This is a genomic window from Streptomyces kanamyceticus (genome assembly GCF_008704495.1).
Lineage (GTDB): Bacteria > Actinomycetota > Actinomycetes > Streptomycetales > Streptomycetaceae > Streptomyces > Streptomyces kanamyceticus.
This window is the reverse complement of the sequence record NZ_CP023699.1, coordinates 1,877,468-1,891,938: the sequence shown is the minus strand read 5'-3', so window position 1 is coordinate 1,891,938 and position 14,471 is coordinate 1,877,468. Positions and strand designations below refer to the sequence as shown.

Sequence of the window (14,471 nt, the reverse complement as noted above, 5' to 3'; positions counted from 1 at the left end):
GCCGGCAGCCGGGGCTACGACGGCGGCAAGAAGACATCCGATGCGAAGAACGTGTCAAGCGGCGAGGGCAAGACGTGGTTCTCGCGAGGTCGGGAAGGCCACGGCCTCGTTGAACGGGACCCGGTGCGTCAGACAGTGGTGGAGGCAGCCGACCATCCGGTTGAAGAGGTTCCTCTGAGCGGCCGTGTGCCGGTCTCCGGCCTCACGACGGCGGTCGTAGTGAGCCCGTGCTCCGTCTGAATGGGCCATCGCTGAGAAGGCCCACATATAGCCGACGCCGGCCAGCCGCTGGTTCTTCACCCTGCGGGCCGCGACGGACACGCTCTTGCCGGAGGCCCGGGTGACCGGGGCGGAACCCGCGTACGCCTTCAGACCTCTGGCGTCGGCGAACCGTGTCCTGTCGTCGCCGATCTCGGCCAGAACCCGAGCACCGCTGAGCGGACCCAGCCCCGGGAAACTGGTGATGATCTCGGCATCAGCATGTGCCTCGAACGCCTGCACCGCGGCCTCGGCAAGATCTTCGGCGCTCGTGCACGCGGCCTCCAACTGCCGAAGCAGCGCGAGTGCCTGGCGGCCCATGGCCTCCTCGACCAGGGGAAGATGACGCATCTGCGATGCGCGAAGTGCGCTGTGCAGACGCTCGACCTCTCTATCGATGGTGTTCTTGCGGCCTGCCTTCTTCAGCACGGCCCGCAGCTGCGGCCGGGTCAGCTTGGCAGCCTGTTGCGGAGTGGGTGCCGCGGCCAGGAGCTCCCGGGCTATGGGGTGATAGATGCCCTCACGGCGGTGCCCGACGGCGTTCAGGTAGCTGGGGAAATACTCGCGCAGGTGAGAAGTCAGCTTGTTGCCGGCCTGGGTTCGGTCCCATACGCCGTCCTGCTGGGCACGGGCAAGGACGGCGACGGCCTGGGCCACCTCCGAGTCGGCGGGGAGCATGCGGTGCGCGGCGGCGTCGGTGCGGAGAATGTTCGCAAGCACCATGGCGTCTAGGTGGTCGGACTTCTTCCGGGAGACCGTGTGACGGTCCCGATATCGAGCCGCGGCCATCGGGTTGATGGCGTAGACGGGGCGGCCGGTTGCCCGAAGGCAGGCGACCAGAAGTCCGCGGGAGGTCTCGATAGCCACCGGGATGGGGCTCTGCGAACTATCGCCGTGCTCGGCGAGCATCTGAAGCAGCTGGTCGAGCCCTTCCGCGGAGTCGTCGATGCGAGCACGAGCCAGCAGCGAACCCATTTCGTCAACGACGGCTATGTCGTGGTGGTCGCTGGCCCAGTCGATGCCGCAGAACGCTTTCACTCGCCTCACGCTTTCTCATCGAACCTGTGTTGTGGCTGGTCACAGCCGTGCAGGGCATGCGTCTCTCTAATGGAAGGGCTCAATGGCCCGACATCCGATTAGCCGTTCATGACCCCAGCGACCTGCGGGGCCCTCGGTCTTGATCGGAGCTGGCGGCTCCCGAGCACGTAAGAGGTAGTCCCCGCAGGGGGCTTGGACCACGATCATCATCGGTGATCAAGTGATTGCTCTCGATGCCGACGGCGAGCGTCAGCACACGTCAGTCTTCTTTGAGGGCTCAAGGCCCGGATCAACGGAGGACGTCGTGCTGACGCCGGCGATCGGCATCGAGAAGGTGCTTAACGAGCTCAGCTCTCGCCCATTAGATCAACGGCAGGCGCCGGCACCTGATCTGCGACACCCTCGGACTGCTCCTGACGATCCACGTGAGCGCGGGAGACGTCACCGACCGCCAGGCGGCCACCGACATGCTGCCCGACCTGGCCGACCGCTTCCCCACCATCACGAAGGTATGGGCCGACGGCGGCTACACCGGCACCCTCATCACCTGGGCCCTGGCCATCCTGCACCTGGCCGTCACGGTGATCAAGCGCACCGACGAGATCACCGGCTTCGTGGTCCTGCCCCGGCGGTGGTGCGTGGAACGGTCTTTCGCCTGGCTGCTTCGCTCACGCCGTCTCGTCCGTGACTACGAGCGCCGGCCTGACAGCAGCGAGGCCATGATCCGATGGTCGATGACGATGCTCATGATCCGCCGCCTCGCAGGCCCGCGGCAAGCGTGAACCGCCCCGACGGCTCCCTGACCAGCCAGCCCCGGTCCACCAGCCGCCTCGCCCTCGACCGCACGCCCTCCACCCTCGTCTTCACCGCGATATCCACCCCGAGCCTGGACGCCAACTCTGCGCAGGCCAGGCCCTTTTCAGCAGAGTTCAGCACCGTGACGATCCGCTGATACTCCGTCGGCAGTACCGACGCTTCGTGCCCTTCCCGCCACAACGCCACCAGCGACCTCACGTCCGAACTCCCGGAATTGTGAGCCGTGTTCACGGGCACGACCACCTCAGCTTTCTCCTCCCCGCCCGGGCCGGCGAGGACCTCGACCACGGTCTCCCGTGTGATGACGAACCGCTCCCAGTCCCGCTCGGCCTCCCGCAACTCCGCAAGAGCCCGGTCCGCCGCCTCCCGCAGCACCTCGACCCTCTGGGAAGCGACTCGTTCACGCTCTTCCAGCAACCCGATCACCGACGGCATCCCGCACCTCCACGCCCGCACCGACACAACGTGTCCTGCCTGCCACGGCAACCAGCGGACTATGCCGAACCAGCGGAAACACGGTGATCAAGAACGGAAAGACAACAGCCTCTTAGTCGCCGAAGAGGTTGACGTCCACTGTGCAGTTGCTGGCGGAGAGCGGCAGGACGGAGCCTTTGGCCGCGGCCTCGTCAGCGGTCAGCAGGCCCTTCATCTCGGCGGTTCGCGCAGGGGAGTAGAAGGCACAGTGTCCGGAGGCCATGGCCGACGGGGTATTGCACCCCTGTGGGAAGGGCTGCCCGCCGAAGTGCTTGCTGGTGAACGTGTGATCCTCGTGGAAGACCAGCGACGTGCCGGCTTTGCTTGCCCACCGTCCCGCGAACTGCGTTGCCGGAATCTCTGCTGCGTACATGGCTGGTGCCAGCACGCCTGGCCGCTGCCACCTACGCCGCCCGCAGCCAGCTGCGATGCCCACGCCCTCAACGACAGCCGCTCCCGCAGGCCGCGAGCAGTTCGTGAACCATCCCCGCGGCCGAACTGCTCGCCATACGCTTCTCTCATGAAGCCGAGCGACTTCTTCATCCAGATACCGGACGAAAACTGGAACATGCACGACGAGTTCGACTCGAAGCTCGCCCAGCAGTTGCGTCAGGGTGAGCTGGAGGATTACAGCGACCTGGAGGCGGGGTACGCACTCACTCGGCTCATGAAGTCGGAGCTGACGGCCTACGGCACTGACCAGAGTCAGAAGAAGCTCACAGACGAAGACAGTGCGTTGGCCATCCGCTCGCTCAAGGCCGTCTTGCGTCGCCTCGACGTCCCCTTCGATCCGCCGTTCAACGACTTCGACGGATGGCACGGCTACTGGAGCGCTCAAGGCATGACGCACGGTGGCTCGTGGGCGCTGCGTCGCGGGTACATCAACGAGCTCTTCACTCCGGTGCTCGCCAAGTTGGAGGAGCTGGAGGACTCAGCGACTGACACCTTGGGCTTCCGGGGAGTGGACGGTGAGATGAAGAACATCATCTTCGCGTCCACCAGCTACAAGCCTGAGATCATCCTTCGCGATGCCATCAGCAACACCATCGAGGTCGTGTCCGACGTGGATACCTGCCTTGTCTACAACCGCGCCCTCACTCGCGCTGGTCTGACGTGGGGTGAGCTGACCGCCTGGTGGCGGCATGAGCAAAATCTCGACTCAGCTCGGACGTCGAGGTGCAGCAACACCTCTTCCGTAGGTTGTTGGCTTCCCTGGGGAGCCCGCCGGAAGAACTGCTCTTCCGCACCTACTGCGAGCGCTACGTCAACGAAGGCGGCGGGAATCTGCCCGCACTCCTCCCGCAGGTGTATCTGCACTACGACCCGCTCACCCGCAAGCAACGCCGAGCGCTCAACAAGCCGGACCGTCTCAACCGTGAACGTATGGACTTTCTGCTGATGCTGCCGAGTGGTGCACGCGTCGTCCTGGAGGTGGACGGCGTCCAGCACTACTCGGTCGGGCTCGATGACGACAGAAGGCCCTCGCCCCAGCTGTACGGCGAGATGATGGCGGAGGACCGGGCCTTGCGGCTGCGTGGTTACGAGGTCTTCAGGTTCGGAGGCTATGAACTTATGAGCGATAGCGCGCCAGACATGCTGCGCGAGTTCTTCACCGTGCTCGACGAGCGGTTCGGCTCAACGCAGTCGGCCCGCCCGCGGTAGCCGTTGGTTCGAGCTGAGCTAGGAACCGCACCGGGCTCGGTTGTGGTCGCCCTGCCCGTCGATTTCGCCGACGTGGTGCGCCAGTCCCTGAAAGGCGGCCATCTCCGGGCGGCTCGCCAGCTGAGAGAATGTGCCGCTGGGGCGGGTTTCCTCGGGGTGATCCCGTCGCTCCTCGAGCAGGGGCGAGCCGCCAGTGCTCACACGCCAGCGGTCAGGACCGCGTAGGGCACTACCTGGTGGAGGAGCGGGAGGAAGCTGGCGAGGGGCAGCTGGTAGGGGCGAGCCACTGGGTAGTCCGTCAATAGGGCCCCGGGTGTACGAGGAGCCAACTTACCGGTGTCGCGTTCAGAGCAGCTTCAGTGCCGGTTCGGACGAAGTCTCCCGGGAGCGGTCGGGTCATGCGGTCGCGCTGCGCTGCGAGCGCTTTCTGTCATCAGCGGGCGTCAGCTGTCGCCCAGTCCTGGTTGGCGGTCAGGTCTGAACATGACAGGACACGCGGGGTTCGTGTGCTAGGAGGGGCGGGAGAATGCGTGGGTGCTATCCCGGGCCTGGGGTCTGACTCATGATTTTTCTGACCGAGGTGTCCCGCAGTCACGCTGTCGGCTGACGGTCGGGGATGGCGCGTTGTCGGTGCCGGGCCGGCTGGGCGTGTCCCGATAGGGGCCTGCCGTTCGTTGTGGCGTCCTCACGATGCTGACCGTCTGACGTGGCCTGGTACCGGCAACGCGATGCGCCGTCGGAACGGAAGGGGAACGGGCGTGTCCAGTTCGGCCACGTCCAGTACGCCGTCTGCTGCGCAGCCTCGTCGTCGCCTGGCGGGGGAGGTGGTGCTGGGGGTGGACACGCACCGGGATGCTCACGTGGCTGCGGTGCTCTTCGCGATGGGGACGGTGCTGGCCACCGCGGAGTTCCCGACCACCGCGACGGGGTAGCGCGCTCTGCTGAAGTGGGCCAGGAAGTCAGGAACCGTGCGGCGGGCCGGGGTGGAGGGAACCGGCTCCTACGGGGCGTCCCTGTCCCGCTATCTGCTGGCCCAGGGCATCGACGTGATCGACGTGAACCGCATGGACCGAGCGGATCGCCGTCGGCGAGGCAAATCGGATCCGCTCGATGCCCAGAACGCGGCGCGAGCCGTATTGAGCGGGCGGGCCTGTGCTCGGGCGAAAGCGGGCGACGGGCCGGTGCAGATCGCGAGAATGTACAAGCTCACGAAGGCATCGGCCGTCAAAGCCCGCACTCAGGCCATCAACCAGCTCAAGTCCGTCCTCATCACTGCCGACCCCGCCTTGCGGGAAGAACTGGCCTCACTGGGCAACGCCGAACTCTTCCGGACCTGCGCGCGATTCGCTGACGAGAACAGTCAGGACGAGGGCGGTGAAGTGGGGGTGCTGCGGGCCACGCGGATCACGCTGGGTTTGCTGGCGTGCCGGATCGGCCAGCTCTCCGAGCAGATCCGGGATGTGGACGCGCGTCTGGCCCGCCTCGTCAAGCGTCAGGCCCCGCAGCTGCTCGACGTGGTGGGGATCGGCCCGGACACGGCAGTCGCTCTGCTGATCACGGTGGGGGACAACCCGGAACGGCTGGACAGTGAAGCGGCCTTCGCTGCTTTGTGCGGGGTGAGTCCTGTCGAGCGTTCTTCGGGGCGTCGGCAGTTCCGTCGTCTCAACCGTGGTGGCGATCGGCAGGCCAATGCCGCGCTCCATCGCATCGTGTTCACCCGGCTGCGGGTCGACCAGCGGACGCAGGACTACTACGAGCGTCGGATCAAGGAGGGGAAGACCCGTCGCGAAATCGTCCGCTGCCTCAAGCGCTATGCCGCCCGGGAGGTCTTCCACCTGGTCAGACAGCTATAGCCAGTACCCCGCTCATAGGGGCCGTCGGTGACAAAAAGAAGCCCTCGCCGGTGTCCGGCGGGGGCTTCTGCGCGCAGCGCGTCAGGCTGACGCGGGGTATGCCTCATGGGCTCCACCGTACTCAGGTTGGCCGCTGTCGAGTGCCCGGGGGAGGGATGCGGTGACGACGCGGGTGCTACGGCCGATGCGGAGTACGCGGCAGGGGAATTCGCCGCGGCGGACCAGGTCGTAGCCCTTCGCCCTTGAGAGCCCGAAGGCACGGGAAGCGTCCGCGACGCTGCCGGTTCCGGCCCAGGTTGCGCGGATGCGCGGATTCGGTTCCTTTCAAGACGGCTTCAGCCGCGGAAATACCCCCCGGAATCTGCGACGTTCCCCTCTGGCACCGTGATCACGGAGGGGGAGCGGTGGGCCTGAAGCTGTTCAACTTGGCGGGCGGCGTGAGTGAGGTCATGCTGCGTCTGGCTGGGGTTGAGGCGGAGGTTCAGAACCTCGTCGAGGCGCACATGGAGACGATGTTGGACGTCAGGTTCCTGGCGGGTGAGTACGTCATCGACTGTGCCGACGGCGGACGTATCGACTCGCTGGGTCTCGACGAGAACGGGGCACCCGTGATCGTGGAGTACAAGCGCTGCACCGACGCTGGTGTGATCAACCAGGGCCTGTACTACATGGCCTGGCTGACGAACCACAAGGACGCCTTCCGGAACCTGGTCCGCGCCCGGCTCGGGGCCTCGGCCGCGTCCCAGATCCTGTGGAGCGCACCGCAGCTGATCTGCGTGGCCGGCGACTCACCCGCTATGACGCGCATGCCGTGCCCGCCACCGATGCGATCGGACTGCCGTACCCGAAGACCCTCAGGAGCGTGGAGCCGCTGCTTGCTCCTGCCCCCGCGCTGTGAGGTCAGGACTCCCGCCGCCGCTGCCCAGGAGAGCGAGAGGCCCACGTCCAGCACATCCTGACGGCTATCGCCGTCAACATCGAACACCTCAGCGGACTGGCACTGGCCCAGGAAACCTCCACGCCCCGCCGACCGAACGCTTTTCAAAACTACCTCGACCATCGCGAGATACCCCGGCCGCAGTCCTGGCGGATCCCGAGCAGCTGACCTCGGCAACTCCGAGATCCCCGACAGGCTCAAGCCAATTGGGGCCCCACTCCTTTAGGCGTGGGGCCCCAATCGTGTGTAGGTCGCCTACCCGAGCAATCCTTCAGGAACGGGGAGTTCGTGCCCGCTCAGCATGTCTGCCGTACGCTCCCGGGTCCTCTTCTGCATGAAAGGGATGGCCTTCTCGAGACGGTCCCGGTCGAAGAACTCCTCCAGGACCTGGAAGTACACAGCGTCCGTGAAGTGCTGGCTCGAGCTCTGCACCAGAAGGTCCACAAGGTCGAAGCACCTGCCCAGGAGTTCGGCATCCGGTACGTTCTTACCGAGCTCCGGAAGTACGACCGGCTCCATGAACGCCTCCTGCAGGAGGGCGTACGTGTCGAATCGGGCCTCACTGACGACTGCCTGCTCCGCGGGCATCTCGTACAGAGCAGCGATATGCTCCGCTGTCTCCGGCACCATGCCCAACAACAGTGCGGGGAAGTCTTCCCCTCGGATCTCACTCATCAGATGTCCCATCAGGCGCAGTTGCCAGAGGAGGGATCACAAATGGATCCGCCGCCATTGTCCTCAGGGTAGTAGGGGTCCTGCCCCTTGGAAAAACCGAACGGGTCGGACATGCCCTTGATCATCTCCCATGTGCCGCGCTTCCAGCCGTACTCCCTGACATAGCCAGGCGCCTGAGCCGCCGATGTCACGCCACCCGCGATGCCGAACGACTTGGCAAAGCCACGCAGGCGTGTGGGATCGCCGACCGGCTGGGGGCCTTTGTGCTTGGTCGGCTCGAACTTCTGACCTGTGAGGTCCTTGACGGCCGAGTTCTGCATGGTGCCCGCCATGCTCTTCTTGATGGCGCTCTTCATGTTCGCGTCACTGTGAGCCAGCTTCTTGATGTTTCCGGTGACGTCGCGGGAGTTGAGCGCGTTCCAGAGTTCCTTCGCCTCTGACTTGGCGACTGCCAGGTCGTGGTCGTTGAGAAGGCTCTCCGCGCCCTTACCCGTCTCCCTGGCCTTTCGGTCCTTCTCCAGGATGTCCGAGAGACCCTTCATCGCGGCCCACCCCTTGTCGATGTGCCACTGCTTCTTCGTCGCGTTCGGATTCTTCGAGTTGTGGTCGGGCAGCCGCTTCCCCGTGTTGAGCTCGTGGATAATCGCGGTCGACGTCTTGCCGTCGCCCCAGACCCTTCCACCCGTGTCCTTGGTATAGAGATTCGCCAGACTGCCGCGCAATTTCTTGTTGCTGACCGTCGGTGCGGTCGCCTTCGGCCGCGAGGCGCCAGGGTTCTTGTTCTTGATCCCGACCGCGTTCTTGGCCGAGTCCACGATGCTCGACCAGATGTTGTTGAAGAACGAGCGGAAGAACTTCCCGCTCGGGTCCGCGTACACCAGCGGGTTGTTGTTCCCGTAGGTGTAGCCGTGCATCTGCTGGGCGTCCGACGTGTCCATCACCGAGTCGACGGAGATGAACCGGCCCGTGTCCGGGTCGTACTCACGGGCGCCGAGATGGGTGAGGCCCGTTCCCTTCGACTCGTCGGTGCCGCCGACGAAGCCCTTCGTGCCGGGCCATGACCTCGGTGCCTCACCGCGTGTGCCGCCGAAGGGCGTCACACGGCGCTGGTTGAGGGACAAGTCGCGTGCCCCGACGGCCAGGAGGCCAGTGCCGTTGTGGTCGCCGATCGTGAAGGAGAAGGAGCCGTCGTCCGCGCGCACGGCCTGGTGGCCGTTGCCCAGGTCGAGGTACCGGGTGGCCTTCGCCTTGGCCGCGCCCTTGCCGAGCGTGACCTCGGTGTGACCGAGGTACAGCGTAGTCCGCTCTCCCGTACGGGAGAGCAGACGCTGGCCCTCAGTGTCGTACAGGTACTCCGTGACCTTGTCGGGCTTGCCTGCGACCGGCTCGGTCACCTTGGTGAGGTTGCCCTCCGCGTCCCAGGTGAGCTTCTGGTCGCCACGGCCGGTGGTGTTGCCGGTCTTGTCGTAGGCGTAGTCCATCTTCCGCGTGCCGTCCGGGCCCTCGGTGGTGACCGAGGTCAGCGCGTGGGCCTGCGCGGTGCCCGGCTTGGGGTAGGCGTAGGCGCGCTTGACGTCCTTCTTGGTGTCGCCGGTCGGGTTGTGGCGGGTCTCCGAGAGGCGGTTGCCGGTCTTGTCGTAGGTGTACGAGTGCCAGTACGGGGCCGGGCCGCCGAGGGCGTCGGCGGACGGGGACTCGCCGCACGTCCGGTCGCCCTGCGTCCATGCCTCGGTCAGGCGCCGCAGGTAGTCGTAGCGGAAGCACTGGTTGTCCGTGCCCGTGCGTGAGACGTCCTTGAGCGACAGGACGTTGCCCGCCTCGTCGTAGGTGTAGCTCGCCTGCTGGTCGACGCCCTTCTGGTCCTCGCGGTCCACGCGAGTCGTGGCCAGGCGCTGGGTGCCCCACTCATAGGTGTTGGTGACCCAGGTCTTTTTGCCGTCCGTCAGGCCCAGTTCGTGCTGCAGCGGCTTGCCGGTGTGGCTGAACTTGGTCGAGGCCGTCATACCCTGCCCGAACACGGACGTCGGACGCAGCGTGTCCGCCTCGTAGCCGTAGCTGACCGAGCCACCGGGCAGCGAGCCCGCCGCCGAGTAGCTGATCGAAGCGACCTTGCCCGACGGCTTGTACGCGGTGCCGGTCTGGTAGGTCCCGGCGAGCTCGCCCTCGGACTCCGGGATCACGACCGCGGTCCGCGCGGGGCGGTAGAGGCGGTCGTAGCCGGTGACCTTGGTCGTGTACTTCGCGTCGCCCACGTAGCGCGTGGACTCGGCGAGCTGGCCCTTGGCGCCGGGGATGGTGTCGTAGGTCCAGCTCAGGCGCAGCTTGCCGGTGTTCGAGCCCTCGCGGACCTCGGTCTTGCGGCCGCTGTTGTCGTAGACGTTGACGAGAGTGAGGCCGCGGGCGTCGGTGCTGGAGGCCAGTTGGTTGTGGTCGTCGTACGCGCTGGTCGTGGTGCCCTTGTCCGGGTCGCTGGACTTCACCACGCGGCCCAGCTGGTCGTACGCGGACGTCCATTTGTTGCCCGCGGGGTCGGTCACCGTCGAGGGCTGACCGGAGGGTGTGTACGTGTACTTGGTGCTGTCGTAGGGGGCGTCGGCCCTCCGCTCATGGTGCTGGCGCAGCTCGACCGTGCGGCCGCGGACGTCCGTGAGGGTCGTCGTGGCGGTCTCGCCGGCCGGCGGAACGACCGTGGTGCGGTCGCCGTGGTAGCTGGTCGTCGTGGTGTTCAGGACCTTGCCGCCGTCGCCGTTCCCGGCGATCATCTGCACCTGCACCGGGCGGCCGATGCCGTCGTGGGTGGTGCGGGTCTGCGACTCCACGGACAGCGCGTCGGCGGGCTTGAACAGCTCGGTAACGGGCTTGCCGTCCACGTAGTAGTCCGCGAACGTCTTGGTGACAAGGCCGCGTTCATCGTAGAAGACGTCGGAGATCAGACGGCCGCCGTCCGGGCCCGGAGCCTGGGACTGTCGCTCCCTGAGGAAGCCGTCGTAGAGCTTGTACGAGGAGACCTGGCCACCGTTGTTGTCGAGTAGCTTGGTGGCGACGGCCACCGGCTTGCCCTCGGTGACGGAGTAGGAGAACTCGTACGTCGGCGTGGACGACGTCTTGCGGTCGGCGAGCCACACCTTGGTGGAGCGGCCGAGCGCGTCGTACGCGAACTCCGTCTCCTTGCCGTTGGTGTCCGTCTCCTTGAGCATGTGCCCGCGCAGCGGGTCGAGCTGCGCCGTCGTCGTCTGCGCGCTCTTTGCGTCGAGGCGCGTGGCGGGCGGCGACACCGTCCTGGTCTGCGTGGGCATGCCCGTGGACGGGGTGTAAATCGTGTTCGTGGTGCGGCCGTCGGAGCGCTTGGCGCGCACCGGGGTGCCGCTACCGGTGACCGTGACGTCGGCGGTGAGGTCAGTCGTCGTCAGCTCGCGTCCGTAGTCGTCGAAGGTCGCCCCGGCCTCCAAGTACGTGGCCTTGGTGCCGTCGTGGCTCTTGAGCGTCGCCGTCGCGGTGGCGTTGCCCTTCGTCGGCGCCGCACCGTAGGCGCCACCGTCGTAGGCCGTGCGGACGTCGCTGACGACGTCCTTCTTGCGGTTTACCCCGCTGTCACAGGACGTGGCGACTGTCTCCACGCGCGCAGGCAGGTTGAGGATGTTCTTGTCGCTGTTGGTGGCGTACTCGGTGCGGGTGCACTGGGCGTCCGCACCGTTCGCCGGGTCACCGTGGTCGTCGACCGCCGTGACGCGCCCGGCTACCTTGTCGTACGTCGTGGAGGTGGACGCAGTGCGCCACTTCTTGCCCGCACCGTCGTCGAGGGACGTCCACGCCTGGGTCGTCGAGATGCCGCTGAAGCCCGCGGTGACGGTGCCCCAGTCGCGTGTCTTCTTGGCAGTCTCATGGTGCCAGGGGCGGTGGACGGTCTTACCGATGACCTTGCCGCCGGGCTTGTCGAACTGCACGGTCTTGTATGTGAAGCCCGCCAGCGCCGCGTCATCGGTGATCGCGGAACCCTCGCCGCCGCCGAGGGACACGCTCACGGACTTGGTCCCGCCGGATGGGCCCTTGCGGTCGCCGTTCATGCCGCGCAGAAAGTACGTGTCCGCCTGCGACTTCATGGCCGAAGCGCCGCCCTGGCCGCCGGTCTTGACCCGGACATGGCCGTAGCCGCGCCACTGCGACCAGGTCCTGTGCTTCTCCTTGGTCAGGCCGTCGTCATCGTTGTAGTGCCAGGCCGCGCCGTCGAGGAAGTCGTACGTCGTCACCTGGTCCGGGGCGCCACCCGTGCGGTCCGTCGCCACCACGGAGGTGACGACGTACTTGTTGAACCACTGCCGCACCGGATCGTTCTGGGCGTCACCGCCGATGTACTGGGGGAAGCAGCGTGTGGTGTTCGACTGCGGCGTCGGCAGCTTGGCCGCGTCGCAGGCGGGCGCCGAGTATGTGGCATCGATCTGGGCGCCGGACTCGTCGGCGACCGTGGAAAGACGAGACTTGATGAACGGCGCGAAGCCGTCACCCGTCTTGTCCATGCGGTTGGCGAGCTGTGTGTACGCAAACGTGGTCTTCGGCAGCGTGATCGCCGGGCTCGCGGTGTGGCCCGTGTGCTGCACGCTGTCGAGCAGCAGCTGGTAGTCCGTGTCGGCCATGCCCCAGCGGTGGCCGAGCTTCCAGGAGTCGACCTTGCCGTAGGCGCCGTCGGCCTTCAGGACCTCCGTGCTGACGTCGGTCAGGCGCTTGCGGGTCCAGAAGGAGGGTGCGAAGTGTGCGCCCTCGCACTTCTTGCCCGCCTTGCAGTTGAGGTCCCAGGGCGTGTCGTACCAGTAGAACGACTTCTCGTCGATCGTGTCCGGCGTACACGTGACGCCGTCCTTCGGCAGACATCGCTCGGAGTTGCCGAAGACGACGCGCGCCTCGGGCTTGGTGCCGTACATCGACGAGGACTTCAGACCGTAGTCGATGCGCTTGAGGTAACCGCCGCGGGTGTACGGGGTGGCGTCCTCGGCCTTGAGGTTGCGGCCGTAGTGGTTGGTCTCCTTGCCGTAGTGGTAAGAGATCGCGTTGCCGTGGGTGTCGACGACGTAGTCGAGGTTCCAGCGCCAGGCCTGCTGGCACCAGGACTTGGCGTAGGAGTCGGCATGGCAGGGCTCACCGGAGTTGTTGCCGAAGACCGGTACGGTCCAGGTGGAGTCCGTGGTCTCCTTGCCGTCCTTCCAGCCCGGCAAGCGGTGGTAGCCGAAGTAGTAGCGCGTGCCACCCGGGTCAGTCACACGCCAGTACTCACCGTCGTTGTCGCCGTTGCCACGGTTGGTGGACTTCAGGCGCTTGATCTTGGTGCCGTCGTCCTGCTGCAGCTTCCACTCGTCGTTGTGGCCCGTGGGCACGAGCTCGCCGCCCTTGCCGTTGAACGACACGAAGGCGTTGTCGTACTTCCAGCACAGGTCGCCCGGCTTGTTGCCGTCCGAGCCCTTCTCGCCGTCCTCGGCACACGACTTGTAGCGGCGTTCGATGAACCCGGGGGACAAGTCGAAGCCGTCGCCGACCCAGGACGCCTGATTGTTGGTCTCGCCGGTGCGCCCGTCGATCGTGCCGGAGTTGTAGCTCAGGCCCACGTCTGGGGAGAGGCCGCTGGGGACCTCGGGCACGGGCATGTCGTAGGCCCAGGTGAAGTCACCGGTGTTGAGGTTCGTGTCCCAACTGGCTGACGGGGAGAGGGAAGTGGCCTTGTAGTCGCCCTTCTCGCCCTTGGTGTCGGCTGCGGCGGCGAATACGGTGGCACGGCCCGCGCGCAGGGAGACCCTGTCCGCGGTCAGGGTCTGCTTGCCGGTGTCGTTCTTCGAGGCGACCGGGGTACCAGTGCGGCACTCGGTCTTGCCCGGGTTGGTGAGAACGCAGGCCGGGAGCTTGATGAGCTTGAGGCGGGAGGCGTAGGTGCCGCCGAAGGCACCGCCGAAGTCGGCATAGTCGACGGTTATGGAGACGTCGCCGCTGGGGGGTGCAGACTTGGCATCAGCCTCGGCCTTGTCGGCGGCCTTGAGGGCGCTGCGCGTGGCGGGCTCGTCCCCGTTTTTGCCTTCCTTGCCGCTCTTCGGTGCGAGCGTGAACAACAGGCCGTCCACACCGGCTCGTTCGGAGTGGCTGTGGTCCAGGACCTTGGCCTCGACGGTGCCGTCGAGTGCGTCCTTCCCCTCGGCGGCGGGGGTGAGTTCGACGGGCAGATCACCGTCGGCCCGCACGGACTTGGACGACAGATCGACCGTCGCTGTCTCGGGCTCGGGCCAGTCGGCCTTGGGCGCCTTGGCGGGCATACGCGGGCCAGAACTGACCTTGCGAGGCTGGACCCTGATGCCGTCTTGGCCGGGTATGGGCTCGTCGGTCTTCGGCAGGCCCGGGCGGCCGTCGCCCGCGGCCGCAGCGGCCGGGAGGGCTCCTGTGCCCTGGATCAGGCCGCCGATCATGAGGGCCGACAGAGTCAGCGCGACGCGTCTGCGTGCCGCGCCTGCGCCGCGTGGCGGCGCGGGCATGTGATGCATGGGTGTTTCCGTCCATCGCTGAGAGGCACCACGCCGGTGTGGTGTGGTGTGGGGGGAATGGGGTGAGGTGTGCGCCTGCGGCCTCCCCCGAACCGGGGCTCCGCTCCTCAAACGCCGGACGGGCTGGAAGAAGGCCGTCCGGCGGTTGAGGACGAGTCGCAAAGCGGCGATCCGCGGCAGAGCCCCGGTTTCGGGAAGGGGCAGGCTCGGGGGCTACCTGAAGGCCCAGCAGCCGGTCATGGA

General features: G+C 66.5%; 8 protein-coding genes and 2 pseudogenes. 5 read left to right on the top strand and 5 right to left on the bottom strand.

Features of this window, described 5'->3' with window-relative positions:
• Positions 1-54: 54 nt before the first annotated feature.
• Entirely contained in the window at positions 55-1,296 is a 1,242-nt protein-coding gene (locus CP970_RS07340; protein WP_055544290.1) for an IS110 family RNA-guided transposase, read from the bottom strand.
• A 365-nt stretch (positions 1,297-1,661) separates the two neighbouring features.
• On the opposite strand from CP970_RS07340, the gene CP970_RS07335 reads away from it, so the two are divergent.
• Complete coding sequence (locus CP970_RS07335) at positions 1,662-2,078, top strand: transposase (RefSeq protein WP_079043197.1); 417 nt, start codon at positions 1,662-1,664, stop codon at positions 2,076-2,078.
• Here CP970_RS07335 and CP970_RS07330 read toward each other — a convergent pair.
• Together CP970_RS07330 and CP970_RS44080 are read right to left on the bottom strand one after the other, a co-directional pair.
• A complete protein-coding gene (locus CP970_RS07330; RefSeq protein WP_055544288.1) occupies positions 2,041-2,547 on the bottom strand; it encodes a hypothetical protein in 507 nt (168 codons plus the stop codon). The genes CP970_RS07335 and CP970_RS07330 overlap by 38 nt on opposite strands.
• Before the next feature lie 112 nt (positions 2,548-2,659).
• The gene (locus CP970_RS44080) at positions 2,660-2,809 is read right to left on the bottom strand and encodes a hypothetical protein (RefSeq protein ID WP_157877652.1); all 150 of its coding nucleotides are present in this window, start codon (positions 2,807-2,809) and stop codon (positions 2,660-2,662) included.
• Between the two features lie 297 nt (positions 2,810-3,106).
• On the opposite strand from CP970_RS44080, the gene CP970_RS07325 reads away from it, so the two are divergent.
• The 4 genes and pseudogenes from CP970_RS07325 to CP970_RS07310 form a co-directional block, all read left to right on the top strand.
• Entirely contained in the window at positions 3,107-3,985 is an 879-nt protein-coding gene (locus CP970_RS07325) for a hypothetical protein (RefSeq protein ID WP_055544287.1), read from the top strand.
• Complete coding sequence (locus CP970_RS44790) at positions 3,970-4,248, top strand: PDDEXK family nuclease (protein WP_055544286.1); 279 nt, start codon at positions 3,970-3,972, stop codon at positions 4,246-4,248. The genes CP970_RS07325 and CP970_RS44790 overlap by 16 nt, the downstream gene beginning before the upstream one ends.
• A 728-nt stretch (positions 4,249-4,976) precedes the next feature.
• Positions 4,977-6,101 (top strand): annotated as a pseudogene (locus CP970_RS07320) (IS110 family transposase).
• A 449-nt stretch (positions 6,102-6,550) separates the two neighbouring features.
• Positions 6,551-6,915 (top strand): annotated as a pseudogene (locus CP970_RS07310) (transporter); the annotation flags it as partial.
• A gap of 378 nt (positions 6,916-7,293) precedes the next feature.
• Here CP970_RS07310 and CP970_RS07305 read toward each other — a convergent pair.
• Together CP970_RS07305 and CP970_RS07300 are read right to left on the bottom strand one after the other, a co-directional pair.
• On the bottom strand, positions 7,294-7,713 hold the full coding sequence (locus CP970_RS07305; protein WP_055544285.1) for a hypothetical protein: 420 nt from the start codon (positions 7,711-7,713) through the stop codon (positions 7,294-7,296).
• A gap of 11 nt (positions 7,714-7,724) precedes the next feature.
• Positions 7,725-14,219: an RHS repeat-associated core domain-containing protein gene (locus CP970_RS07300; protein ID WP_398656898.1), complete on the bottom strand. Its 6,495-nt coding sequence runs from the start codon at positions 14,217-14,219 to the stop codon at positions 7,725-7,727.
• Between the last annotated feature and the right edge of the window lie 252 nt (positions 14,220-14,471).

Coding starts and splice junctions, on each gene's coding strand:
- CP970_RS07300 (WP_398656898.1), bottom strand. CDS start 14,219: ATGCCCGCGCCGCCACGCGGCGCAGGCGCGGCACGCAGACGCGTCGCG.
- CP970_RS07305 (WP_055544285.1), bottom strand. CDS start 7,713: ATGAGTGAGATCCGAGGGGAAGACTTCCCCGCACTGTTGTTGGGCATG.
- CP970_RS07330 (WP_055544288.1), bottom strand. CDS start 2,547: ATGCCGTCGGTGATCGGGTTGCTGGAAGAGCGTGAACGAGTCGCTTCC.
- CP970_RS07325 (WP_055544287.1), top strand. CDS start 3,107: ATGAAGCCGAGCGACTTCTTCATCCAGATACCGGACGAAAACTGGAAC.
- CP970_RS44790 (WP_055544286.1), top strand. CDS start 3,970: ATGGACTTTCTGCTGATGCTGCCGAGTGGTGCACGCGTCGTCCTGGAG.
- CP970_RS44080 (WP_157877652.1), bottom strand. CDS start 2,809: ATGGCCTCCGGACACTGTGCCTTCTACTCCCCTGCGCGAACCGCCGAG.